Source organism: Catenuloplanes indicus (assembly GCF_030813715.1).
Lineage (GTDB): Bacteria > Actinomycetota > Actinomycetes > Mycobacteriales > Micromonosporaceae > Catenuloplanes > Catenuloplanes indicus.
On sequence record NZ_JAUSUZ010000001.1, the window covers coordinates 629,817 to 653,283 of the forward strand.

The following is a 23,467-nucleotide window of genomic DNA, read 5'->3' on the forward strand; positions in this document are numbered from 1 at the left end:
CGGCGTACCCCCGAATCGGGTCTAATCGGTCACGACGCCGGTCAGCGGCGGTCGCTCGTCGGTGATCGACCGTAGTTCCACGGTCTCCGCCGGTTCGGCCAGGTCCTCGCGGATCGTGGGGATGGCGAACTCCGCGGTCAGCGACCCGGCCGGGATGTACGGCCACCAGTACACGACCTCGTGCAGCGGGCGGGCCGGCTCGGCGGGCACGCCGAACGTGTCGAGCAGCCACCGCGGGTCGACGTCCGCGGTGGACAGTTCGGGTCCGCCGGCCGGTGGGAACGCCGCGTACAGGGTCTGGGCGTAGTCGGACTCCGACGGTGCGGAGAGCGTCAGGCGCCAGGTGAGCGTGCCGCCCTCGGTGACGGTGCCGGTGGCCGGCCCGGCGGTGACGGTGCCGGCCGGGTCGTCGTTGCGCACGTCGACGGTGCCGACGTAGTCACCGACGACCACGCCGGTCTCCGCCTTCGCGAGCACCTCGATGATCTCCTGGTCGTGGTTCCAGACGTCGTCACCACGTACCGTCACCGGCACGTCGATTGTGGTCTGTCCGGGCCGGACGGTGGCGGTCCAGCTGACGCTGGAGGCGCCGTTGGGCTGCACCACGGACAGGCGGATCCGGCCGTCGGCCGCGCCGGTGACCGCGACCGGGATCTGATAGGTCTGTTCGTCGCCGGGACCACCCTCGATGACGACGCGGCCCGCGACGTCGACGCGGGGCAGCGCGCTCGTGCGCGGGTCCGGGGTGCCGGGTGACCAGCCCCAGGCGTCGATGAGCCAGGCGGTGCCGACTGCGGCACGGGGCGTGAGCGTCAGCGTCGCGACGTCCCGCACGCCCTTGCGCGGCACCCGGACCTCCTGCGCCCACACCGGTGTGCCGAACTCGCCGGCGGGCAGCCCGGTCAGCGTGACGTCGCCCAGCGCGGTGGTCCGCCCGCCCGTGTCGGTGACGGACACGCCGAACGTGCTCGCCGGCGTGTTCTCCGGTACGGCGAGCCGCAGCGCCAGGTGCGAGGAGGAGCCGAGCCGGGCGGCGGCCGGCGGGCTGACCGTCATCGGGGTGCCGGCCGTGGTCCAGTCGTAGCGGATCGCATGCCGGCCAGGCTCGTCGAACAGCCACCGGTAGACGGCGAAGTGCGGCGAGCCGTAGGTGGCGAACGGCAGGCAGGCCGCCCGCTCGTCACGGCTGACCTGGTCGCAGAGCCGCGCTCCCCCGCCGGTGCGGTAGCCGGCGGCGGGCAGGAGCGCGGTGGTGCGGTTGCCGCCGACCGCGTGGCTGAGCACGCGGGCCGGGCCGGCGGACGGCGCCCGGCGGCCGGTGCCGTCCAGCAGCGGCCGGACCCGGTCGTCACCGGCGACGAACAGCCGGGCGGCAGCCGCGATGTAGGTGGCACCCATGGTCTGCTGCGCGGCCGCGGTGAGCCGGGTGGGTGCGTCCGTTCCGCACACCGCGTCCTCCGGCAGGAACCAGTCGTCGTTCGCGGGCGCGACGGCCTGGCCGGGCGTCCACTCGGTGTTGAAGTAGTTGTGGTTCGCGCCGACCGCGTAGAGCACGCTGTGCAGCGCGCGACCCTTGCTGACGCCGCGGGTCGCGTCGGCGAACATCTGGCCCTGGAGGTCGCTGACGTCGCCGTCGCAGCCGGGCAGGATCGTCACCGACGGCACGTCCGGCGCCGGGTTCTGCCCGAAGATCGTCGGGCCGATGAGCAGCAGCCCGCGGATCGTCCACCGGGGACGGGCGCCGGGGGTGAGCGAGTCGGTCGCGGCCCGGCTGACCCCCTCGCCGCCGCGGGAGTGGCCGACCAGCAGCACCTTGGACAGGTCGGCGGCGGGCACGGACCGAACGATCGGCGGTGCGGACGCCCGGTTCGCCCACACCTCGAGGTGCCGGCGGACCAGTGCGGAGCGGGCGTCGGCGCCGGCCTCGTCGAGCGGATCGTCCTGGGCGTTGATGCCGTTCGCCGCGATCGACACGGTGACGTAGCCCTGCGAGGCGAGCAGTTCCTGTGCCTGCAGGTAGCCGAGGTGGCTGGGGACGGGCACGCTGCCGGGCGCGCACGGCCAGTCGAGCGCGTAGTCGGTGCCGCCGCCGGGTGCGTAGCACCACAGGTGCCGGCCGTGCAGGAACAGCGCGAGCGGGCGGGCGCCGGGCGCGTTGCGGGGTGCGACGACCTCGGCGAGCATCTCAACCGGTGCGGGCATGCCGGGCAGCGTCACGGCCGGGAGTTCGTAGCTGCCGCGTACCGTCGTGAACGGGCCTCTGACGCCGGGGTCGACCTCGTTGGCGGGCAACGGCGCGATCTCGGTGATCGTGGCCGGTGCCCGGGTCGCTGTCCGGGCGCCGAGCGGCCGGCCGCCGACCTTGACGGTCAGGTCGTCCGGCAGCGGGCCGGCGCCGACGTCGAGGCGCAGGGTGCGCTGGCCGGCGTCGGGTGCGGGACGGCCGAGCAGCCGGTCACCGGCCCAGAACTCGACCATCGCGTCACCGATCGGTATCACCGACTCCGAGCGCCAGGTCAGCGTGCCGTCCTCGATGGACCAGCCGGGCGGGGCGGCTCCCGGCGCGGCAGCCGACACCGGGATTCCGGTGCCGGCCACCAGGACCGCGGCGAGCGCGGCCGTCAACAGGGTTCTTCGCATGCACCCCTGTCTAGCAAAACATGTCGATTCTTGGTTACGGCCGAAGCCGGGTCCTCATCGCCCGGCGTTCGCCCATCGCCGCGTGGCCGTCCACGGGGCCGAGGTAGCCGGGTGATCCGGCCGGATCTCGGACGGTGTCGTTCAGAGTGCTGCTGCTCCGGCGGTGGCGACGCTGTGGTCCTGCTCGGGAAGGCCTCCGCTGACGCCGATGGCCCCGAGGAGCGTGGTGTCGGCCATCAGGGGGGTACCGCCGGGGAAGGTCACCAGACCGCCGTTGGTGAGTTCGATGCCGTAGAGCGCCCCGCCGGGCTGGGAGTACCGACCCAGGGTGCCCGTCGGCATCCTGAACAGTTGCGCGGTGCGGGCTTTCCTGACGGCGATGTCGATGCTGCCGAGCGTGGCGCCGTCCTGGGAGAAGAAGGCCTTGAGGTGTCCGCCGGCGTCGACAACGGCGATGCTGAAGGGCACCCCGGCGTCCCGGGCAGCGGCGAGGGCTGCGTCGAGAATGCCGCGGGCGCGGTCGAGGCTGAGATCGGTCATGGGGGAGCTCCTGCGACGTGGGGTTGCGGGTGGTGGGCGTTCAGATCGTGCTGTCCCACTCGGCGGCCTGGTCGGCCCTCGCCTGCTTCTCGACCTCGGGGGGCAGCATGGTGCGGTATGCGCTCACCTTCCCGGTCAGCACGTCGGCGATCGCGGAGACCATCTGCTCCGGCTCGTACTGCGTGAGCGGGAAATCGTCCTCGGAGTAGGCGGGAGGGGCGGCGATGGTCGCGGTGTCGGCGTCGTACCACTGGTAGATCGACTCGAAACCAAGGTTGTTGAATCCGGTCAGATAGGGGCCGGGGTTCACCGTCTGTACGGTGATGCCGTAGTCCTTGACCTCCTGACGCAGGATGCCGGCGAAGGCCTCCAAGGCATGCTTGGTCGCTGCGTATGGGGACAGGAACGGCACCTTGCCGAAGCCCGCGAGGGAGGAGACGAACACGATCTTGCCCGCGCCCTTCTTCACCAGGGCGGGCATGAAGCCGCGAGTCATCGCGATGTTGGCGAACAGGTTGACGTCGAACGACTCGCGCCACAGCGACTCGGGGACCTCGGTGGCCGGGCCGGCGTACATGATGGCTGCGTTGTTGAACAGCACGTCGATGTCGTAGCTGAAGGCGTGAGCTCGGTCGATCTCGTTCGTGGTGTCCAGCTTGATGACCTCCAGCTGGACACCGGCGGCCTCAGCCTCGTGGCGCAGCTGCCAGACCTGAGGCCAGATCTGGACCCCGGCGATGACCCGGTGTCCGAGCTGGGCCAGCCGCAGGGCGACGCCCTTGCCGAATCCGCTGCCGGCACCGGTGATGAGGAAAGTGGTCATGGTTGCTCCTGGCGTGGGGGTATCGATGGGGACGCGGGTGACCGAGGCGGGTTCTGCCTCGGAAGCCGTCGGCAGAAGGGGTGGTCTCCCACGTGCGCCAGCCTCCGCTGGCCGCGGTGGGCCATACCGCGCTGCCGCCCAAGGCCGTGTGTCGTTCGGGTTGTCGGCTCGCAAGGTCATTCGTTGACCCGGAGCGGGGTTTCACGTTCCGTCACCGCACCATCCTCGGGTCATCGGACCGCCGCGCCCTATAACGATGCGCTCAGATCGACGTACGATCCGATCAATGCCCCTCGTCGCGGAGCTGCAAGATCAGATCCGGTGCCATACTCGGCGACGTGGATGCCCTGGCACAGTTGTGCGACTTGATTCCCAGGCTGAAGGCGCTGGCCCCGCGTGGCAGCTGGCTCCCCGGCTGCGTGCTGCTGGCCTCGCAGGACGTCGGCGCTCCGGCCTGCACCCGTGTCGAGCCCATGCTGATCCTGGTCGCCGCCGGCCAGAAGCGCACGATGCTGGCCGGCAGTGATCTCCGGTACGGCGACGGCGAGTACCTCATCTACTCCATGGATCTCACGGTCACCGGCCAGATCACCCGTGCCGATCCGTTCCTCGCGGTGGGCCTCACGTTGCGCCCCGACCTGGTCGCCGAACTGACGCCCGAGGCAGAGCCCTTCATCGGCCCGGCGATGGGTGTGGCAAAGGCCGGCGAGGACCTGCTCGACGCGGTACTGCGCCTGCTGCGACTGGTCGAGAGGCCCCGCGACTTCCCGGTCCTCTCCCCCGGCCTCGAGCGCGAGATCCACTGGCGCCTGCTGACCGGCCCTCTCGGCGCCCTGGTGCGACAGGTCGGTCGCGCCGACGACCGTTTCGCGCTCGTGCGCCGCGCGGCCCGCTGGATCGAGAACCGCTACGACCAGCCCATCCGCGCCGGCGACCTGGCCCGCCACATCGACGTGAGCGTCCCGACCCTCAACCGCCACTTCCGCGAGGTCACCACGATGAGCCCGGTGCAGTACCAGAAGCAGCTTCGCCTGCAACGGGCACGGATCCTCCTCGCGGCCGCCCCGGACGACATCGCCGCCACCGCTCACGCCGTCGGCTACGAAAGCCCCTCGCAGTTCAGCCGCGAGTATCGCCGCCTCTTCGGCCTGTCCCCCAGCGAGGACGCCCGCCGCCAGGCCTCGTTATCGCCAGAGCCGCCGCCCTTCCACTAGCCGCAGCGCCGTTCAGTTGAGGGCCGGGAACCCACCCCGGCCATCGTCAAGGCCGGTGTCCTTCGCGCCCTCACCGGCGGCTGGAAACCCGGCAGCCAGGCCGGCCGTATGCGCTGGCGCTCGACCATCCGCCGCGCTGACCACAAGCAGCAAGGCGCTCTCTGCGGCAGATCCGCGCACGCGATATGCCGATGACCGATCAGAAGAAGCGTGTGCTCCGCCGCCCTGGCGGGAACAGCGCCATGTTCACCGGACCACCGGTTGCAGACACCACCTTGCGGCAGATCACTGCATGTGACCTTGCGGCGGGAACCGCGTGACGTGAGCATGGCTGCCGGTTGTGTTCTTGCGCGCCGACCTCCGCGCGACATGGCGGTACCGCGTCGTGCAGGCCGGGTTCCGTGGACAAACGTCGCCTTTTGCGTGTGCTGCGGATGTCGAACTCTGCCGGTACCGCCAGGACCTCATGAGGTCCTGGCGGCTATGCGGGTGGAGGACGACGTCCATCAGCTTCGCTGGCCATATCGATCCGGCGGTGCGAACCGATCATTTTGATCGGGCACAGCACAGCTTCGCCATGTCGGCTACCGACAGTGAGGCCGTTCGAGTCCGGATGCGCGCCGAGAGCGCAGATTTCGATCGGGAACCGTTCTGGCGCCCCATCGAGGTCGGCCGGGACCGATTCGAGCCACGCGGCGGGCAGATGGCGCTCTGGCCCGCGGACCGAACCGGGCTCTACCGGTGGCGGCGGCGCCGGGACTGCTTGGCGGGAGGAGGCAGTATCCCCGGGACCTCATGTCGACGAGCAGAAGAACGCACAAGAAACCACTTTCATCGACGCGGTACGTGCTGTCGCTGCCGTGCGGCCGCTGGCGGATCCGGACAGCCTCCCGGGCATGGCGATCGACTTCGATCAGTACCTGTGGCGCTGCCCTTCCATCCCGAAGGTAATCGTGTGCAGCAGCGCGGATCCCGCCTGCCGGCTGACGCACTGAGACGGGCGACGCTTCCGAATGATGTCGCGCCGGGCCAGCGCGCCAACCGAGTCGACCACGGTGACTCCGCGCGACCCCGCGCACGCTCAGCGCCAGATGGAACACAGCCACCGGGCCGGCTGGTGACCGGAGGGCGGACCTGCCGGGAAGCAGGCCCGCCCTTGGTTGTCTCACCCGGTCGGGTCAGCGGCGGAGGGTCAGCAGACCCGGCCGGTACGGCAGGAGGGCGTATTCACCGCCCGAGTTCGTGGCCCGGCCCTGGTACAGCAGCTGCAAGTTGCACGGGTCGATCGTGTTCGTCTGATCCGCGCTGGTGCGCAGCAGCTCGCCGTGGCTGATGTCGTTGGTCCAGGTGGCGCCGCTGTTGGCCTTGCCCGCGAACGGATTGTTGTAGGTCGACGCGTTCGGTGTCCAGGTGCCGCTCAGGCTGGTCGCCGTGAACGAGCGGAAGTAGCGCTCCCAGGAGCTGGTCCTGGCCTCGACGATCATCAGGTACTGGTCGCGGCCCTGCACCTTGTACACCTGCGGCCCCTCGAAGAGGTTTTCCGAGGTGTCGCTCATGATGGTCGTGTAGTTGGAGCCGAAGCTGCCCGGGAAGTTCCCGATCGGCATGATCTGGCGGTAGATCTTGCCGTTGTCGCCGGCGAAGAACAGGTACATGTTCTGGCTGTCACCGATGATCGTCTGGTCGATCACGCCGGTGCTGGAGCCGGTGATCTGCGCGGTCGACAGGGGCTGCGGGGCCGACCAGCTGTTGGCGTCGGCCGGGTTGGTCGACGTGCGGTACGAGAATGACGTCGGACCCCACTGGTGGGCGAGGACCCAGATGTTCCTCGGCGCGAAGTAGAACAGTGACGGCGCGACAGTGCCCTGGTTCATGGTGTTCTGGCTGGCCGAGCCGAGCTGGTTGAGGTTGTCGACGAGACTGAAGTTCATCGAACCCCAGCCACCGGTGGCGCTGCTGCTGTGGGTGGTGGCGTACACCAGCTGCTTGCCCTGGTAGGGGGCGATGGTGAAGTCCTTGAGTGACGCCCAGCCGGACTTGGGCTGCGCCAGCGGGCCGGTCGACGACCAGCGGTAGGAGGTGGGCAGCGCGCAGGAGGGCGGCGGGCTCGACGGCGGCGGGCTCGACGGCGGCTGCGAGGTCGGGGTGACCGGCGGGGTGGGGGTGGCCGGTTGCCCGGTGCAAGCCACGCCGTTGAGGGCGAAGTCGGACGGGATCGGGTTGCTGCCGTTCGACGAGCCGTTGAAGCCGAACGACACCTCGCCGTTCGTGTCGATGGAGCCGTTGTAGCTGACGTTCTTGGCCGTCACGGAGGAACCGTTCTGGGTCAGCGAGGTGTTCCAGGACTGGGTCACAGTCTGCCCGGCAGCGTATGTCCAGGTCAGCGTCCAGCTGCTCAGCGCGTCGCCGAGGTTCTTGATGGATACGTTGGCGCCGAATCCACCCTGCCACTGCGAGGCGATGGTGTAGTTGACCGAGCAGCCCGCTGCGGCGGCACTGGCCGGCATCGTCACCGCGACCGCAGCCGATCCCAGCAGCACGGCACAGGCCGAGGCCAGAGCGGCATTCACTTTTCTGGATCTGTTCACAGATTCTCCCCTTGGCGGAGGTGGGGCTCTCGGAGCCGCTGAGGCCGCGTTGTTAGCGCTAACAACGCGTTACTGGCATGTTACCTCGAATTTAGGTTCATCGATAGCTGAGCACCTACGCCGAACTCCTTTGCCCGCATCTCCCGCAACGTGGCACTCCGGCCGAGCGCCCCGGACCGACGCACTGCGCTCGACACGAACGCGTGCCGGCTTACACGCTGGGCGATCCTGGTTGCATACGGAACGTGACGTTCGCCGACGGGCCGACCCACCCCGGCGGCGACCGAAGAGGACGCGGAGCGCCTGATCACGATGCCGACCTTGGGCAACAGGCCCGGGCAGCGTCGGCACGGCGACATCCAGCTGTCCGGCATGACCCGCCCGGCGCGGCGACGCGGACGGACCGCGGCAGCAGAGGCATCGCCGACGGTTGTAGCCGCCGTGCCGACGGGACAGGGCGCGCGATACTTTGGCCGTCGTGAATTCTCGAACACCCTGTCCCGAGTGCGGCCAGGACCGGGTTCGTCCCTACCGGTTCACAGACGACAGCACTCGGTTCTACGTCTGTACGGAGTGCGACTCGCTGTGGTGGTCGGAACAATCCGTCGGGGTCACGCGGCCGGACTTCGTCGACGAGGTCGTGGCCGGGCGCTTGAGCATCGATGGACACCCGTGGGCAGACCGCGCCTGGGGAGACGTGATGGAGCCCGTACCGGACAGCGACTGAACCGCCGACGGGGCGGGAGCCGCTCCCGCTGCGCGCATGATCATCGCTACCATGGGCGCCGTCGTCCGAGGTGGAGCGGAGTTTCGGCATGAGCCTGGAGATCTCGGTATGGGTACCGGACGAAGGCGCCTACGCCGGCCGGAAGAGTGTCGGCAGCCCGCCGGGTGTCAGTACCGGAGTAGGAGCTGAGAACTTCCGGTACGAACTCTGGGGATCGTCGGCCGCTCGCAGTCTCGGCGCGACCTTTCTGCCACAGCTCGCTGACATCACGGAGCAGAACCGCGGCAATCTTCAGGTTCCGCCCGACCAGCTCGACGCCTTGGAGCAGGAATGCAGATTGCTGGAGAACAACGTCGAACATCTTTCCGATGCGACGATCCGCGACAGGGACCGAATTCTCTACTATCTCACCAACATATATGCGGCAATACACCGGGCCAGGGCGGTAGGCGGCGGTGTCGTCATCTGGTAGCGGCTTCGCTATGCGTTCGCATCGGCATGACCGGCTCACGCCACCCGCTGCCGGTCAGCCTGTGCCGGTGGTGGCGTCTCCGCCGCCCGCCGCGTTCTCCCGGCGGCCGGCCTCCGCGGCTTGCCGGACAGCGAGCAGCCGGCTGGGTACGACCACTACCGAGTACAACGCGGCCATCCGCACGCCCAGAGCCCGGTGCGGGTGCGGGTGACCCTGCCGGGTGAGCCGCTCCAGCCAGCGTCGCTCCAGCCGGCGGACGGCCATGGCCGCGCCGGCGGAGACGGCCACGGCGGTGGCAAGGCCGGCGGCACCGGCCAGGACAACCCGCCGCCGCGCTGATGCTTTCTCTCCGGACGGCTCACCGGCGGGGACCCTGATACCGGCGTCCACGAACGGCAGCCCGGAGCGGGCACCCGGAATCACCGGCTCGGCGGCGCCGTGGACATCGGCACGGATCGCACGGACCCCCGGGATCGCCACGGCAACGGTGGCCGCCACCAACGCCCCACGGGCGAGGCGCCGACGGGCCGGGGGCAATGCGCCGGCGGCGATCCAGGCGCCGACGGACGCAACGTCAAACCCCGCCTCGGCGAGAGCGCGTAGGTAGAGGCGCCATGCGACGCCGGTCGGGATGCTGGTCATCCCCCCACCGTAGACCGCATCCGCCGCCTCCCACCGAACCGGCGGTAGACCACGTGACAGACGAGCACGGACGGCGCGGAGGAAAGCCTCCTTCTGCCAGCCGGCGCCCGCGGCCCGACCGGGTTACGGCGACACTGCGGCCTACGCTGCGGTCCTCCCGGGCGAAATACGCGGCGGCGCGTATCAGGACGTGGACTTCCGTCTCCAGTTGCCGGTTTCGGCGCTCACTCAGTGAAGTTTGTCTTCTTCTGGACCGAGCGTGGCACTGCCGGAAGAGTGCGTGTTTGGCTGCGATCGGGACGGGTCTTCGGAAGGAGCCGATATGACCGGCGGTGCCGCTCCCATGCGTAGTCGGCTGCGCATTCACTTCACCGCGGATGATCTGGCTCGGGTGCGGATCGCCAGCGGACCGGATCCGATGTGGGAAAGCGTACTGAGCATGCATCTGCTGCAGACTCAGCGTGGTGCCCGGGTTTTCGCCGGGTGGCGCAGGGAGAGCCGGGCGCGGCTGGGCCACTCGGCGGCGCGGTTGATGGCGCTCAACCCGGCGGTCGGGTCCTTTCCCGACTTTCTGACGCCGGCAAGCGGAACCACCGATCTCGAGGCCGGGCTCGACGCGATGCTGTCGGTTCCGCGGAGACAGGTCCGGGCCGAGCTGAGCACGCTGCCGTGCGGGCCGTCGATGCGTACCTGGATGCGTACGGTCGCGGAAGCGGATGCGGACGCGATGACGGAACTCGGGCAGCTGTTCCGGGCCTACTACGCAACAGTGATCTCGCCGACCTGGAGTGCGATCGTGGCACAGGTCGAGGCGGACCGGCGGCGGACAGCGCAGGCGTTTCTGGACGGCGGGCCGGTAGCCGTGCTGACCAGCGTCAGCCCGGACAGCCGGTGGCGTCCCCCGGTGCTGGAGATCGGCTATCCGGTGGACCGCGACCTGCATCTGGACGGGCGCGGAATCCTGCTCATCCCCTCCTACTTCTGCTGGCGTGACGTGGTCACGCTGGTGGATCCGGCGTTGCCGCCGGTGCTGGTCCATCCGGTGCGGAGCTCGTTCACCGCGTCCGGGCGGCCCGCGCGGCACGCCGGCGACGACTCCGAACTGTCCGCCCTGCTGGGCTTCACGCGAGCCACGGTGCTACGGGCGCTGGAAACGCCCTGCACGACCACTGAACTCGGGCAGCGGGCCGGCACCTCCGTCACCTCGGCGAGCCAGCACGCGGCGGTACTGCGGCGGTCGGGTCTGATCGTCACCAGTAGGCGCGGTGGAGCCGTCGTGCACACCCTGACCGGTCTCGGCGCCGATCTGCTTCGGGCATCGGGAGCCTGAGCAGCGGGTTTCAGGCTCGGCGCAAAGGCGTTGAGGTGAGCGAACGCCGCCTTGAGAATTCCCTCAGGGCTTACGGCTCCGTACGCCGGCGCGGTGTCGTCGCGGCGACAGCGCTTCTCATCCTCGGCGCACTGATCACGCCGTCGTACGGCAAGGCGCATCGATGGAGTACGGACTCTCCGTACTGCGCCTGCCCGAAGCGATCAGCGACACCTTTCACGGGAGGAAGCACCATGCAGAAACTCACCAGGGCACTGGCGATTCTCGCGCTTGCCTGTGCGGCCGCGCTCGTTCCGGCAGCCGCGTCTGCGTCGGCGAGCGCCGGAGCGGTCCAGACGGACGACGGCGGCCGGGGCGAACGTCCGGCGATGGCGCCGGCTTCCGCATTGGCCGGCAACGAGAACGCCAGCGTCACCGGCGTCGGTTACTGCGCGAACCTCAACGTCGCCGCCGACTGCTGGACCAATGAGGGCACCACTCACGTCGCCTGCCCGGTCAGCCACTTCTGCCTCTACACCAACCTGACCCCGGCCGCGGGCGGCAAGGTCTTCTCGTTCTATCACTGCCGCCGGAACGGCTCCGACTGGGCGCTGCAGAACTGGAACGGCGAGGGCTGGTACTACAACAACAACGACGGGGGCGCCCGCGCTTACATCAAGAACCGGAACCGCGCCACCATCGCGAACCCCGCTCCGGGCCAGGGCGCCGCTTTCAATTTCGTGCCGGCCTGGTACGTCCAAGCCTGCTGACCTGATCGGATCGGCGGCCACCGTGGGGACGGCTCCTCAGGGTGGCCGCTGTCGGCGTGGCGGGGCCCGGGCTGTCCGGCAACCGCAGGCCGCGCCGGTCTGCCATAGTCGGAGGTATGCAGGATGGTGAGCGGAATGTTCGCCGTGCCAGCGCGTCGGACGCAGGTGTTCTGGCGCGGCTGTTGTACGAATTCAACACCGAGTTCGACACCGAGACCGACAGCGAATCCGTGCTCAAGACCCGCTTCGCGCGGATCCTGACCGACGACTCCGTGATCGCCCTGCTGTCGGCGGACGGCCGGCAGACCACAGGTTTTGCCCTGATCACCCTGCGGCCGGCGATCTGGTTCGACGGGCCGGTGGCCACGCTGGACGAGCTGTACGTCGTGCCTGCCCGCCGCGGTGCGGGGTTCGGTACCGCGCTGCTTTCGCGGGCCCGCGACGTGCTACGGGAACGGGGTTGCCCCGAGATGCACATCAACGTCGATGAGGTCGACGTTGACACCCGGAGGTTCTACGAGCGGCACGGGTTCATGAACATTGAGCCCGGGGCCGGCTACCGGATGCTCTGCTACGTCGGTTCTACCGAACTCCCTTGAACGGCGCCCGGCACGCCGATGGCGAACGACCGCGTACCCCCGCGATGCCCGCCCTTCGTCATGCCGCGCTCCCCTCAGTGAGCCGTCCGGGGCAGGCGCCGCCCGCCCCGGACATCGGTGCGGTCAGGAGGCCGTGCAGGTCGGGGTGATGCCGGTCGCCGAGCCGGTGCCCTGGAAGCCGAACTCGGTGGTCTGCGCGGCGCCGAGGCGTCCGTTGTGGCCGACGTTGGCGAAGCGGACGGCGCCGCTGGTGCCGCTCGGGGTGCTGTTCCACGCGTTGGTCACGGTGGCGCCGCTGGGCAGGTTCACCCCGACGGACCAGCCGTTGATCGACGCGGAGCCGGCGGTGACCCGTACCGTGGCGACGAAGCCGCCGTTCCAGGAGTTCAGGGACACGGTGGCCGTGCATCCGGCGGGCACCGGGCTGGGCGAGGTGGAGGGCGTCACCGTCGGCGTGACCGTCGGGGTGACCGGTGGCGTGGTGGGCGTGCCGGTGCCGCTACGGCCCTTGTTCAGCTCGTCGAGCACCGCGTGGTACGCGGCCTTCTTCTGGTAGTTGCCGTTGCCGCCGGTGAAGAGCAGGCCCCGCTCGGAGGAGCGCCACGACTCACTGTCCGCGATGCCCCAGACGGTGATGCCGGTGCACCTGGCGACGTTCAGGCAGGCCCGGACGACCTTGCGGTAGTTGTCCGCCTGCCCCTGGCCGATGTCGTTGTTGCTCAGGTCGTCGTCGATGTCCAGCTCGGTGATGTGCACCTCGACGCCGAGGTCGGCGAAGCGCTGGATGTTGGCCTGCAGGTCGTCGCTGATGATGCTGTTCGGGTTGTCGTTGAAGTGCGCCTGGAAGCCGACGCAGTCGATGTACTGCCGGTAGTTGCTGACGATGTCGTACAGCGCGTTGGCCTTGCGGTTGGGGGTGCCGCCGCGGACGGTCAGGCCCTCCACGTCGTAGTCGTTGATGCACAGCTTGGTGGAGAGCCCGTTGGCCTGGACCACCTGCTTGGCCCGGACGAACGAGTCGCGGATGACGTCGGTGTCGCCGGCGTCGAAGAGGTCGCCGTCGCCGTTGGCGTCCCGGTTCAGGGTGTGCGGCCACTCGCTGCGCCGGGTGCCCGCGTTGTTGTCGGCCAGCGCCTCGTTGACCACGTCCCAGTACGCGATCCGGTTGCCCCAGCGGGTCAGCGCGTTGCCGATGAAGGTGTTGAGCGTGGCCTGGTTGGCGCCCTGGAGCGCGCCGGCCTGCGAGTGCCAGACCAGGGTGTGGCCGCGGACGAGCATGTTGTTGGTCTGCGCGTAGTTGACCAGCGTGTCGGCGGCCCCGGTGTTCTGCAGCCCGCCGCTGGACGTGGCGATCGTGGACGGCTTCATGTCGTTCTCGGGGGTGAGCTGGCTGAACTCCTGCGCCACGATCGAGCTGAGCCGCCCGGGTGAGGCCGCCACCCCGAAGAAGAGGCCGGCCTTGGCGGCGGCCGCCCGCAGCGTGGTCTCGGCCGCGGCGGCCGGCGTGATCCCCTGGACGATGGCCGCGCCACCGGCCAGCAGCAGCACCGCCGCCGGCAGGGCCAATCTGGTACGTCTCCTGCGCTGGTCCGTGGTGCGGCTCACGGGGACCCCCTCCGAATCGATCGCCATACGTCGACATGTGTCAATGCCGCAAAGTATTGATACCGGTACGTGGCGGTGTCAACTCCCGGAAAACTTCCGGAACACCGTATGTGCCAATCCGGCGGAAATGACCTGGTCACGGCGGCCGCCCCGGCCTCCACGGCAACGGACCCATCCCGGAGTTCCACCGTCCACCGGCGCCGTGTTGCGGCGCGGGAGTCGCCAGTCCGGCTTGCGCAACCTGTCGCGGGCGGCGGCCTGCAACTGCCGCACGTGCCCATCGTGCAGACCGGCCAGCTGCGCCGGCCGCATCACCGGAACCGGGCCGGCGCACGGGGCCACGGAACCTCGTCCGCTCAGCGGACGCCGCTCGCCGCAGTAGCCGGTTCGCAAACCATGCCACTCGCCGAACATAACGAGATGAAGGGCATGCATCGTGTCTGTATCGCGCTACGACTTCGTGGTCTGCGGAGCAGGGTCGGCCGGATCGGCGGCGGCCGGGCGCCTGGCGGAAGATCCCGCCGTGTCGGTGTTGCTCGTCGGAGCGGGCGGCGACGATCGCGACCCGGCCGTCAACGGTCGCTCACTGCCGTACGCCATGGGCCGCGTGCTGGGCGGCGGCGGCAGCGTCAACGTCTCCATCTGGATCCGCGGGCACCGCGACGACCGGGACTTCTTCGCCCGTGAGAGCGGCGATCCGGCGTGGGGACACGACAACGTCCGCCGGCTGTTCGACCGCATCGAGAGCGGCCCCATGTGGGTGCAGGACACCCAGGAGCGCCAACCCCATCAGGCCGGACGCCAGCGACCAGTAACCATCGATGCGATCCACGGCACCGGCCGCACGCAACTGTGCCGGCAACCGGTGCACCGTCGGCCGGGGAATCCGCGTGAGGCGGACAAGCTGCGCCACCTGGCCGTTCGGCAAGATCGTCGTCAAGTTTCCTGGGGGCGACGGTGCCACCGGCTTCGCGCCGTCGAAAGCGGCACGAAGAACGCCGCACCCTCGCCGGAGAACTGCTGCCCCGGGGCAGTCCGGCGAGCAGGGCCGCGCGGTCGCCGTGCCGCCGTCCGGGTCCGTGCTGGCCGGCGGTACCGCGTACGCCCTGGGCCAGACGCTACGACCTGGTTCCGGCCGCCTACCGGATGTGACAGCATTCGATACCGTCAGCGCCGTGGACGACGACGTTCCCGGCGCCGGCCGGGTCGAGGGCAAGAGCAGCGCCGCGTTCGGGCCGCGGGAGATCGCCGCGGCCGGGTCGGCGCTGCTGATCCTGCTGGTCCTGATCAAGATCTACGGCGTGGCGCACTTCTCGCTGACCACGACGACCGGTCTGCTCGCCGCCCCGCCGGTGCAGGTCGCGCTCGGCACGGTCACCATCTACGCGTACCACGTGCTGCCCGCGCTGGCGCTCGGCACCTGCTGGCTGGCCGTGCGCTACCGGCGGAACATAGCGTGGGGCGTCTGGCCGGTCATCGTGATCGTCGCGATCGTGGCCACGCTCGCGTCACCGTTCCAGTACCTGCTGGTCGAACTCGGCGTGGTCGCGGTCGCGGTGCTGCTCGAGGTCGGCCTGTGGCGGCTGATCAAGGAACGTCCTTCCCGTACGCTCAACGGCCTGCGCGGCATGATGTTCGTCTACCTGGCCGCGGCCGTGCTCGCCTACCAGTTCCTGGTCAGCCTGGACGCGCCGTGGGTGTCCGCGCAGGCGTTCCGGGTCGATGCCGCCGCGGTGGTGCGCACCCAGCACATGACCTGGGACCCCAACGAGTTCGACGTGCTCAGCGACCGAGTGTTCATCGGCTACCCGATCGCCGAGGAGGCCGGCTGGCTGACCGTCCTGCACGCCGACACCCGCTATCTGATGCGTTTCCCGGCCGCGTCCGTGCGGGACCGCCTGACCTGCCACTACGAGAAGGACCAGCTGCACGGCGACCGGCCGTTGCTGTCGGTGCTGCAGGACCGGCCGTACGACTCCCCCAACATCGACTGCGAGATGGTCCGCACGTATCTGTACTCGCGGCCGTGACGGAGAGCTGCGGGTCGTGAGGCTCACCCCGGTCCGGTGGCGTCTATTCAGGATGCCGATCGTGCAACATGCGTACGGCTGCCCCGTGGGCCGCCTCGCACTCCCACCGGAGCGCCCGCTGTCGGGACTCATGCCATCAAGGGATCCTTCGTTTATGCTTCATGACACTGAAGGGGAGCGGCTATCAAAGATAGATCCCCGTCTAATACTTCCTGCTAGGTGATGCGCCCGGGACCGGCGTCCGCTTCGGCTCGGTGAGGGAGAACTTCGGCTGACCGATCATGGTCGAGCCGAGGGCCTCCGATCGCGCGCCCGGTAGGACGGGATGTCGCCGTGAATCCAAGTCATGAGGCGTGGGTGATTCATCACCATTTCGGCAATCTCGGTCCTGGGGGTGCCTCCGGCGCCTACGTCGGGAAGTCTCCCGCACGCCCGGCGGTGCGGAACATATTGGGCTGCGGCGTTGTGGTCGACCGCCGCTGGGAACCATCGGCAGGCACGTAGCGATCACCGAGTCTGCCGGGCCGTTCGCCGTTCGCACGGCGGGCGACCCGGGCCGGGGCGAGGACCACGTCCGGTTGTGGCTCGTCCGCCGCGGCCAATGGGCGCTCGGCGACTCGCGGGCCAACACGGAGCTGACCGCCCCGGCCGGGGGGTTCGTCCTGCGGCACGTCGGGCGGCTATCCCACTTCGCAACACCGCCGCACACAACGGCTCAGATCTTCGTGCTGCCGGGCGCCGCCCTGAAGCCTCTGCTACGCGACCGTGTGGTGACCGGGTCCGCCACCTCTGCCGGGGTACGCCTACTGGTCGCACACGCCAGCATGGTCCACCGGACGCTACCTGCTCTCGGCCCGGCGGGAGTAGACGCTGCTCGGGACACGCTCGTCGAACTAGCTCGAGCGGTAGCGCGGCAAGGGCTCGACGCCGCGGACCCGCGCCTGGCACCCACGCTGGCCCAAGCGGCGAAGGACCTCGCGGCACGCCGGCTCACCGATCCAGGCCTCTCGCCGGTGATGATGGCCCACGAGCTCAACGTCTCCGTCCGTACCCTCCAGCGCGCCTTCGCCGCTGAAAATCAGCAGGTGGCCACCTGGATCCCCGACCGGCGCCTCGACCGGGCCCGCGCGGCTCTTGCCGAGAACCGATGGAGCATCTCGGAGATTGCCGCGCGCTGGCAATTCGCCGACGACAGCCATTTCATCCGGACTTTCAAGAAACGATATGGCCGCACGCCCGCTGAGTACGCCCGCGAGCTTCACCAGGACACGCTCACAGAACCACACTGATCGAAGAATCCGCGCTGCCATCGTGCCGACATCTGGCAACCATCAATACCGCAAACACGCATTCGCCTCATCAGAACGTCCGCTCATCGGCAGATCCGTGCGCTGCTCGGGGATCTGAAGAGGCTTGGCCGCGGAGTCGTCATCGAATTGCGCCGCGACCAGGGGTACGTGGTGGGCGGCAGTGTTGGACAGCTGCGGGCTGCCGGCAGTTGCCGAAGCCGGCAACCCGTTCGGGCCGGTCAACTCCAACCCGTGGGCCTTCGCCGCGGCCACCGTCGCCGCCGTGGCAGCCTGCTCGGGCGACAACCGCCGCCCACCACCGTCACTCTCCTCCCCTGGGCTCACCAAACTCGATGTCATCTCGTACAGGACGACGCCGGCGGCCACGGCGTCGAAGGCGGCGAACTCGGCGTGACCGAACAGCCGCGGTGCGCTAACGGTGTTCCCGCACCGTGGCCACGGGCCAGTCCACCACAGCGGCTATGTCCTCGTCGGCGGTGAGCGGATTGCAGATCCACTCCTCGAGTGCACGCTGCAACGACCGCGGAATCGACGGTACGGGTGGCTCCGGTATCGGGACGTCGGTGTACAGGTTGTCGGCGTGGTACATCGTGCGCAGTGCGGACGCCATCCCGGCCGGACCGTCGTGCCCCTGGGCGACCGGTTCCCTAGTCAGCCAGTCGTACAGCTGCCAGTCGGTCGCCGAGGTCATGCCGCCCTCCACGACGACGCGGCCGGCGCGCGTGATCGTCATGGCGTACCGGCGGCGGGCGTCCTCGGCCAGGAACGGCGCCCGTAGATAGTGGCGCATGTGGGAGCGGACGAGATCCGTCACGTGCGGGGTGCCGGTCAACGGCGCACCGCCGCGAGCAGCACGCCGTCGACGACGGAGGCGAGGAACTGCCTGTCGAACGGCCGGCGCTGCAGCAGGGCCCGGTAGGCCGCCATGGACGGGATGACTTGGGCCAGCGTCTCGATGTCAGCCCTGGCGTCGATCTCGCCGCGGTTCATCGCCCGGCGCATCAGGACGCGGTTGGCGACCGCCCACGGCTCGACGATCGCCTCGTGTGCCGCCGCCGCCAGCCCGAGGTCCTGGCTGAGCGCGGAGGCCAGCCCGGCCATGACGGCGAACTGGTACTCGGCGTCCTCGGTGGAGGTCGCACGGAACAGCCCCATGAGATCACCGCGCAGCGTGCCGGTGTCCGGGAGCCGATCGAGGTCGACTCGCTCCCGCCCGAGGTGGCCGATGGCGTCGAGGACCAGCTCGGCCTTGGTCGGCCAGCGCCGGTAGAAGGTCGACTTGCCGGCCCGGGCACGCGCCGCGACCGCGCTCATCGTCATGCCCGCGTAGCCGACCTCAGCGAGCATGTGCAGCGCGGCGTCGAGGATCTCCCCGTCGCGGCCGTGATCGCGTTTGCGCCCCGGGCGTAGCCGCTCGGGCGGCCGGTCCGCGCTGCCTGTGGCGGAGCGGTCGGGGTGTTGTTGATCCATGCGAAGACCTCGCCGTTGTCTCGTGCCGGCGGCCGACTCCCTCACCGTACCAGAAACGGTAACGGCGGTTACCGGTACCGGTTGGTTTCGAAATGCGGATGTGCGATACAGCTGCTCAAGGCGTCCGGCATGGGGTGGACGATCATCCAACCGTCGGCGTACATGCAGAACCTGGTGCAGTCCGCAGCGCCCATCTCCCGGGGGCTCTACCCGCAGACCACCGGCGAGGGTGCCATCGCCTGGACGGACGCGCAGGACGTCGCCCGGGTGGCCGCGGCCGTGCTGCTCGACGGCACCCACGCCGGCCGGACGCCCTGCATCACCGGGCCGCGTCTGCTCACCTCCCGACAGGTCGCCGCCACGTTCGCCGACGTCCTCGGCCGGCCGGTCCGCTACGTGCCGCTCCCGAGCAGGCTGTTCGCCGCGACCGTACGCCTCGGAGGCGCCGGCGCCTGGACAGCTGAAGGGCTGCGGCAACAGTTCGCCCGGATCGTGCGGCACGGGCTGGACAACGTCGACGCGTGCACCGATGAGATCCCCCGCATCACCGGCCGCCCGGCAACCGCCCTCGCCACCTGGATCGAGGCCAACCGCCACCGCTTCGACCGCCGGTGAGGTAGCCGATCCGTCGCGTGGATCGCGGCGGTGAGGTGGATGTGGCACGGCGCGGTGCCGAAGGCGGCCAGCACGGTTCGGAGATGCCATGCGGCGACGGGCGCCCGGTGCGCACGGACGCGCCGAACACCCTGAACACGCAGGCACGGCTCGTCACAAGTGAGCTCGTACGGCGGTTCTCCGGCTGCCGCACAGCCCGATACGGACGGGATCACCGGGCGGATCGGCGGCTAGGCGACCGGAGGCCGGACCACCGGGTACGCGCGGCGATGCCAGACCAGCAGCGCGGGGATCACCAGCAGCTCGACGGCCATCGACACCCGGAACGGCACCGGCGGCAGCCCCGTCAGGGCGGCGCCCAGTAACCGGGCCACACCGCCGAGCACCATGACACCGAGCAGTGCCCGGGTTACGACGGCCCGCGGCCGTGGTGCGCGCAACGACCACCAGAGCAGCACGCCCGCCGCCATCCACCACACTCCCAGAAAACGGTACTCACTGTCGAAGTACACATTGCCGTTCGTGTCGTCAGGGCTGAAACCCAGACCTCCCACGACCGCGGTGGCCCCGGTGAGTACCGGAACGGCGCCCAGCACCATCAGCAGAATGAGCAGAATCCTTCGGTTCATGATCTCAATGATGATCAACCGTGGATGCGCAACGACGCCCGGTGCCGCGTGCGCGATCGCCGCTGAGCCCGCCGCGGCATCTCGTGTCGTACGTGGTGCCGGTCGCGGTTCTGAGGTCCGGAACCAGCGGGGCTCGTGGCCGCCGGCCGGGTCGGCCGTGACCTGGCTTTCGATCCGGCGCCGGGCGGTTCGTGGTGCGCCTCCATGACGCGAGACCCATGCCGCCGAGCGGGCGGAGCTCGCGGTCGCCCGGGCGGCCGAGACAGTGCCTGTCTTGAGCGGCAAGGGCCGTGGGTAAAGGCGATCCCGGCGGAGGGATCATGATCATGGCCGATATTGCGATCGTCACCGGCGGCGGTGCCGGCCTGGGACGCGAGATCGCGCTCGGGCTCGCCCGAGCCGGTTACGGTGTCGTCGTCGCCGACGTCGACGAGCACGCCGCGCGGGCGTGCGCGACCCTGATCGAGGCCTACGGGACACCGGTCCGTGCGCTGGGCGCCGATGTGCGCGAGCCGCGGGACCTGGACCGCATCGTGGCACTCGCGCGTGACCTCGGCGGGCCGCACGTGCTCGTCAACAACGCCGGTGGCTGGACGCCGCGGCGGCAGTACCCGGAGGCGACGGCTCCGGAGTGGACGTCGACGGTCGAACTGAACCTGGTCGCGCCGATGCGGCTCAGCCAGCTCGTTCTCGACCCCATGCGGGCTCTGGGCGGTGGCGCTGTCGTCAACGTCGCCTCCAGTGGCGGCATCGGGTTCGAGCCCTATGGTTCGCCCGAGTACGGCGCGGCCAAGGCCGGTCTGATCCGGTTCACCTCCACCGTGGCGGGACTGGCGGGTACGCACGGGGTCCGGATGATGTGCGTGGCTCCGGACTGGATCGGGCTGGACCGGGCCCGGGTGCAGTGGGAGCGCATGAGCGCCGCTGAACGCGCGGCATCGCCCCCGCTGATCCCGCCGGCCGAGGTCGTCGCCGTCGTCCTGGACCTCGTGCGGCAGGGGGCGGGCGGAACGGTCGTGGAGATGCGGGGAGGCGGTCAGCGCAGCGTGCACGCGCCGGCGTGAGCGAGCCGTCCACCGTGGCACGTCCCCGGACGGTCAGCGCAGTCGACACGAAACGCGCAGCGGATCGGCGGCCGGCACGGTGCGGGTCACAACGAGCGGCCGGGCCCGGGGCCGGCACCTGCCGGGCCGGCACCGGGCCTCATGGGCCGAGGAGAGCGCGGGAGCTGTGCGCCAGTCCTCCGCTCGCGCGGAGGTCCCGAATTGAACGGTGTAGGAGGAAGCGCCCGCATGGCCTCGGCTGCCGCAGATCCTACCGGGGCAGCAGCTCGGTCAGCCGGTCCAGCAGGTAGAGCTCGGAGCCGTCCGGCAGTCCGTCCGGGGCCTCGAGGCCGACGAACACGACCGGCTCGTCCGGCGGCCGGCCGTCCCACATGCGTACGTCGGCCCGGTCCCGCCACAGGCCGACGAGGTGGGCCACGGTCAGGTAGTCCCGCTCGACCAGCGCGCGCACCCGGTCGGCGACGGTGAACGTGTTGTCCTCGACCCGGTTGAACGACGGTGCGCCGCGCAGGTACAGGTGCAGCCAGATCGCCTGCCAGCCGCGCTCGCTGAGCGCGAACACCATCGGCAGCGCCACCCGGCCGGTGCCGCGCAGCTCGGAGCGGGCCCGCACGGTACGCGCGTCGAACGGCGTGCCCCGCTGCCCCGGGTCGCGGACCTGGTAGCCGAACATCGACTCGGCGACCTCGTCGAACGCCTCACCGGCGTAGACGTACACCTGCGGCACGACATACGTCGTGGCACTGCCGCGCGGCACGTCGATGAACTCGGTCGCACCGTCGGCGGCCTCGGTCAGGTCACCGGAGTGGACCACGCCGGCGTGGCGGTAGTTCGTCCACGACACCTGCCCGGCCGTGTGGAAGCTCGCGTCGAGCAGCAGCACGGACAGGTCGTAGTCGGTGCGCCGGTCGCGCTGCCGCCAGTACGTGAAGAAGCGCAGCAGGTCGCCGGTGACCGCGGCCCGGGAGCCGCGCGGCAGGACGGCGAACCCACCGGCGGCGGCCTTGCCGGACAGCGGCAGCGCCACGTCCAGCACGGCCGGGTCGACCAGCAGCGGCCGGCCGAACACCGGCAGCCGGGCGCCGATCTCCGCGTCCAGCCGTGCCGACAGCTCGTCGACCAGGTCACCGGGCAGCGGCGTACGCGTGTCCGGCCCGACCCACGCGCGCCCGGAGCGGCCCGTGAACATCCGGGCGGACGCGGGCACACGCCGGTTCGCCACGTGCTCGCGCAGCGCGCACAGCACCCGACCGGACGCCGTCCCGAGCGCACCGGTGACCGCGTCCACGACCGCGGCGCGGGAGTCCGTGCGCAGCAGCCGGTCCGCCGAGCGCAGCAGCATGCCGGGCGCGGCGGTCAGCACGGCGGTGGCCGTCCGCGTGTCACCGGCCCGGAACGCCGCCTCGGCGCGGCCGGCCAGCGACGGCACGCGCCGCTCGCCGCGGGCGACCGCGAACACGTCCGCGGCGTGCGGCCACTGGGGGTACTCGTGCGGGTGCAGCCGCTCGCCGAGCCGCTTCCACCGCTCCGCGTACCGTGCGACGTCGGCGAGCTTGGCCGGGCCGGCGGCGACGACGTCGTGCAGCGCGGCCAGCAGCACCCGCCGCTCCCGGCGCGGGAACGCGCGGAAGCGGGTGGGTTCGGCGAGCGTGGCGTCGCCACCGGAGACGTGGCAGGCCAGCCGGAGCACGTCGGTGGTGGTGTCGATCGCGGTCAGCGGGCGGCCGAGGACGAGCCGGACGCCGTTGAGCACGGCCCGGTTCTCCCGGACCGGGATCGTGGCCGGCTGCGGGCCGTCCGCGCAGGCGACCGCGAGCTCGCGCAGCACCGCCAGGCCGGTCGTGCCGAGCGGCGTGCTGCCGCCGGCCATCGCCAGGTAGAGCCGCTCGGCCTCGGCCCGCACCGTGCCGCCGAGGCGCACCGGCGTCAGCCGGTCACCGGCCGATGCGATCAGCTCGTCGTGCGCGGCCAGCAGCTCCGCGTACGTGTGCCGGTAGGTGCCGTACCCGGGCAGGCCGAGCAGGTTCAGCCCCGGCGGGACGCGTGCACCGGCCGGGTCACCGCCACCGGCGAGCACGGCCGCGCGCAGCCGCTCCAGCCAGAACTCCATCGTGTCCGGCACGCCGTCCGGGAAGCGCGGGAAGTACGCGTTGTGCCGCACGTGGTCGCCGACCAGCTCACGCACCGCGCCGACGACCGTGACCGCGAGGTCCATCGCCGGCCCCGGCGCCAGCCCGCCCACGTGCTCCAGCAGCTCACGCGACGCGCCGAACCCGGCGTCGAGCAGCGCCGCGTCCAGCTGCCGGGCCACGGCCGCACCGTCACCGGCCGCACCGGTGCTCGCCGGCACGCGCAGCGTCCTCTGGATGATCAGCTTCTCCAGCACGCGCGTCCTCCATTCGTCGCCGGTGTGCGGCCGT

21 protein-coding genes and 1 pseudogene are annotated in these 23,467 nt (G+C 70.4%); 11 read left to right on the forward strand and 11 right to left on the reverse strand.

Translation table 11 applies throughout. From position 1 onward, the window contains the following. Positions 1–21: 21 nt before the first annotated feature. The 3 genes from J2S42_RS03150 to J2S42_RS03160 all read right to left on the reverse strand — a co-directional run bounded on the left by J2S42_RS03150 (position 22) and on the right by J2S42_RS03160 (position 4,003). The gene (locus tag J2S42_RS03150) at positions 22–2,640 is read right to left on the reverse strand and encodes a hypothetical protein (protein ID WP_307235009.1); all 2,619 of its coding nucleotides are present in this window, start codon (positions 2,638–2,640) and stop codon (positions 22–24) included. A gap of 141 nt (positions 2,641–2,781) precedes the next feature. Further along, positions 2,782–3,180, reverse strand: a complete 399-nt coding sequence (locus J2S42_RS03155; protein ID WP_307235011.1) for a GlcG/HbpS family heme-binding protein — start codon at positions 3,178–3,180, stop codon at positions 2,782–2,784. A 40-nt stretch (positions 3,181–3,220) separates the two neighbouring features. Next, positions 3,221–4,003: an SDR family oxidoreductase gene (locus tag J2S42_RS03160; RefSeq protein ID WP_307235013.1), complete on the reverse strand. Its 783-nt coding sequence runs from the start codon at positions 4,001–4,003 to the stop codon at positions 3,221–3,223. Positions 4,004–4,341: 338 nt separating this feature from the next. On the opposite strand from J2S42_RS03160, the gene J2S42_RS03165 reads away from it, so the two are divergent. Both J2S42_RS03165 and J2S42_RS42170 read left to right on the forward strand, forming a co-directional pair. After that, the gene (locus J2S42_RS03165) at positions 4,342–5,217 is read left to right on the forward strand and encodes an AraC family transcriptional regulator (RefSeq protein WP_307235015.1); all 876 of its coding nucleotides are present in this window, start codon (positions 4,342–4,344) and stop codon (positions 5,215–5,217) included. A gap of 369 nt (positions 5,218–5,586) precedes the next feature. Next, a complete protein-coding gene (locus tag J2S42_RS42170; protein WP_488193135.1) occupies positions 5,587–5,772 on the forward strand; it encodes a CPCC family cysteine-rich protein in 186 nt (61 codons plus the stop codon). Positions 5,773–6,395: 623 nt separating this feature from the next. Here the strand turns inward: J2S42_RS42170 and J2S42_RS03170 are convergent. After that, positions 6,396–7,805, reverse strand: coding sequence for a non-reducing end alpha-L-arabinofuranosidase family hydrolase (locus tag J2S42_RS03170; RefSeq protein WP_307235017.1), 1,410 nt, complete (start codon positions 7,803–7,805; stop codon positions 6,396–6,398). A gap of 815 nt (positions 7,806–8,620) precedes the next feature. On the opposite strand from J2S42_RS03170, the gene J2S42_RS03175 reads away from it, so the two are divergent. Continuing rightward, positions 8,621–9,004 carry a hypothetical protein gene (locus J2S42_RS03175; RefSeq protein WP_307235019.1) on the forward strand — a complete coding sequence of 128 codons (384 nt, stop codon included), beginning with the start codon at positions 8,621–8,623 and terminating at the stop codon, positions 9,002–9,004. 54 nt (positions 9,005–9,058) lie between these two features. Here J2S42_RS03175 and J2S42_RS03180 read toward each other — a convergent pair whose 3' ends face one another. Further along, on the reverse strand, positions 9,059–9,646 hold the full coding sequence (locus tag J2S42_RS03180; RefSeq protein ID WP_307235021.1) for a hypothetical protein: 588 nt from the start codon (positions 9,644–9,646) through the stop codon (positions 9,059–9,061). A gap of 322 nt (positions 9,647–9,968) precedes the next feature. Here J2S42_RS03180 and J2S42_RS03185 point away from each other — a divergent pair, with 322 nt between their 5' ends. From J2S42_RS03185 to J2S42_RS03195, 3 genes are all read left to right on the forward strand, one after another. Beyond that, positions 9,969–10,976, forward strand: a complete 1,008-nt coding sequence (locus J2S42_RS03185; protein ID WP_307235023.1) for an ArsR/SmtB family transcription factor — start codon at positions 9,969–9,971, stop codon at positions 10,974–10,976. A 233-nt stretch (positions 10,977–11,209) separates the two neighbouring features. Next, positions 11,210–11,725, forward strand: coding sequence for a hypothetical protein (locus J2S42_RS03190; RefSeq protein WP_307235025.1), 516 nt, complete (start codon positions 11,210–11,212; stop codon positions 11,723–11,725). 116 nt (positions 11,726–11,841) lie between these two features. After that, positions 11,842–12,324, forward strand: coding sequence for a GNAT family N-acetyltransferase (locus tag J2S42_RS03195; protein ID WP_307235027.1), 483 nt, complete (start codon positions 11,842–11,844; stop codon positions 12,322–12,324). Between the two features lie 123 nt (positions 12,325–12,447). Here J2S42_RS03195 and J2S42_RS03200 read toward each other — a convergent pair whose 3' ends face one another. Next, positions 12,448–13,929 carry an endo-1,4-beta-xylanase gene (locus tag J2S42_RS03200; protein ID WP_307235030.1) on the reverse strand — a complete coding sequence of 494 codons (1,482 nt, stop codon included), beginning with the start codon at positions 13,927–13,929 and terminating at the stop codon, positions 12,448–12,450. 460 nt (positions 13,930–14,389) lie between these two features. On the opposite strand from J2S42_RS03200, the pseudogene J2S42_RS41865 reads away from it, so the two are divergent. The 3 genes and pseudogenes from J2S42_RS41865 to J2S42_RS03215 form a co-directional block, all read left to right on the forward strand. Beyond that, a pseudogene (locus J2S42_RS41865) lies at positions 14,390–14,653 on the forward strand (GMC family oxidoreductase N-terminal domain-containing protein); the annotation flags it as partial. Positions 14,654–15,104: 451 nt separating this feature from the next. Then, entirely contained in the window at positions 15,105–15,959 is an 855-nt protein-coding gene (locus J2S42_RS03210; protein WP_307235034.1) for a hypothetical protein, read from the forward strand. A 578-nt stretch (positions 15,960–16,537) separates the two neighbouring features. After that, positions 16,538–17,248 (forward strand): helix-turn-helix domain-containing protein, encoded by a 711-nt coding sequence (locus J2S42_RS03215; RefSeq protein WP_307235036.1) that lies wholly within the window; start codon positions 16,538–16,540, stop codon positions 17,246–17,248. A 42-nt stretch (positions 17,249–17,290) separates the two neighbouring features. Here the strand turns inward: J2S42_RS03215 and J2S42_RS03220 are convergent, their stop codons facing one another. Genes J2S42_RS03220 through J2S42_RS03230 form a run of 3 tightly spaced genes read right to left on the reverse strand, consistent with a single transcriptional unit; the run spans position 17,291 to position 18,739 of the window. Then, positions 17,291–17,635, reverse strand: coding sequence for a hypothetical protein (locus tag J2S42_RS03220; protein WP_307235038.1), 345 nt, complete (start codon positions 17,633–17,635; stop codon positions 17,291–17,293). 46 nt (positions 17,636–17,681) lie between these two features. Further along, positions 17,682–18,101: a hypothetical protein gene (locus J2S42_RS03225; RefSeq protein WP_307235040.1), complete on the reverse strand. Its 420-nt coding sequence runs from the start codon at positions 18,099–18,101 to the stop codon at positions 17,682–17,684. Next, complete coding sequence (locus tag J2S42_RS03230) at positions 18,098–18,739, reverse strand: TetR/AcrR family transcriptional regulator (protein ID WP_307235042.1); 642 nt, start codon at positions 18,737–18,739, stop codon at positions 18,098–18,100. The genes J2S42_RS03225 and J2S42_RS03230 overlap by 4 nt, the downstream gene beginning before the upstream one ends. A 129-nt stretch (positions 18,740–18,868) precedes the next feature. On the opposite strand from J2S42_RS03230, the gene J2S42_RS03235 reads away from it, so the two are divergent. After that, the gene (locus J2S42_RS03235; protein WP_307235043.1) at positions 18,869–19,354 is read left to right on the forward strand and encodes a Rossmann-fold NAD(P)-binding domain-containing protein; all 486 of its coding nucleotides are present in this window, start codon (positions 18,869–18,871) and stop codon (positions 19,352–19,354) included. 230 nt (positions 19,355–19,584) lie between these two features. Here the strand turns inward: J2S42_RS03235 and J2S42_RS03240 are convergent, their stop codons facing one another. After that, on the reverse strand, positions 19,585–20,001 hold the full coding sequence (locus tag J2S42_RS03240) for a DUF4345 domain-containing protein (protein ID WP_307235045.1): 417 nt from the start codon (positions 19,999–20,001) through the stop codon (positions 19,585–19,587). 308 nt (positions 20,002–20,309) lie between these two features. On the opposite strand from J2S42_RS03240, the gene J2S42_RS03245 reads away from it, so the two are divergent. Further along, positions 20,310–21,047 (forward strand): SDR family NAD(P)-dependent oxidoreductase, encoded by a 738-nt coding sequence (locus tag J2S42_RS03245; protein ID WP_307235046.1) that lies wholly within the window; start codon positions 20,310–20,312, stop codon positions 21,045–21,047. Positions 21,048–21,297: 250 nt separating this feature from the next. On the opposite strand, the gene J2S42_RS03250 is transcribed toward J2S42_RS03245, so the two are convergent. Beyond that, positions 21,298–23,433 carry a TerD family protein gene (locus J2S42_RS03250; protein ID WP_307235048.1) on the reverse strand — a complete coding sequence of 712 codons (2,136 nt, stop codon included), beginning with the start codon at positions 23,431–23,433 and terminating at the stop codon, positions 21,298–21,300. Positions 23,434–23,467 lie beyond the last annotated feature (34 nt).

Excerpts from the sequence above, each read along its gene's own strand:
- J2S42_RS03190 (WP_307235025.1), top strand. The coding sequence starts at position 11,210 with ATGCAGAAACTCACCAGGGCACTGGCGATTCTCGCGCTTGCCTGTGCG.
- J2S42_RS03230 (WP_307235042.1), bottom strand. The coding sequence starts at position 18,739 with ATGGATCAACAACACCCCGACCGCTCCGCCACAGGCAGCGCGGACCGG.
- J2S42_RS03160 (WP_307235013.1), bottom strand. The coding sequence starts at position 4,003 with ATGACCACTTTCCTCATCACCGGTGCCGGCAGCGGATTCGGCAAGGGC.
- J2S42_RS03150 (WP_307235009.1), bottom strand. The coding sequence starts at position 2,640 with ATGCGAAGAACCCTGTTGACGGCCGCGCTCGCCGCGGTCCTGGTGGCC.
- J2S42_RS03180 (WP_307235021.1), bottom strand. The coding sequence starts at position 9,646 with ATGACCAGCATCCCGACCGGCGTCGCATGGCGCCTCTACCTACGCGCT.
- J2S42_RS03155 (WP_307235011.1), bottom strand. The coding sequence starts at position 3,180 with ATGACCGATCTCAGCCTCGACCGCGCCCGCGGCATTCTCGACGCAGCC.
- J2S42_RS03175 (WP_307235019.1), top strand. The coding sequence starts at position 8,621 with ATGAGCCTGGAGATCTCGGTATGGGTACCGGACGAAGGCGCCTACGCC.
- J2S42_RS42170 (WP_488193135.1), top strand. The coding sequence starts at position 5,587 with ATGGCGGTACCGCGTCGTGCAGGCCGGGTTCCGTGGACAAACGTCGCC.
- J2S42_RS03235 (WP_307235043.1), top strand. The coding sequence starts at position 18,869 with ATGGGGTGGACGATCATCCAACCGTCGGCGTACATGCAGAACCTGGTG.
- J2S42_RS03195 (WP_307235027.1), top strand. The coding sequence starts at position 11,842 with ATGCAGGATGGTGAGCGGAATGTTCGCCGTGCCAGCGCGTCGGACGCA.
- J2S42_RS03185 (WP_307235023.1), top strand. The coding sequence starts at position 9,969 with ATGACCGGCGGTGCCGCTCCCATGCGTAGTCGGCTGCGCATTCACTTC.
- J2S42_RS03245 (WP_307235046.1), top strand. The coding sequence starts at position 20,310 with ATGGCCGATATTGCGATCGTCACCGGCGGCGGTGCCGGCCTGGGACGC.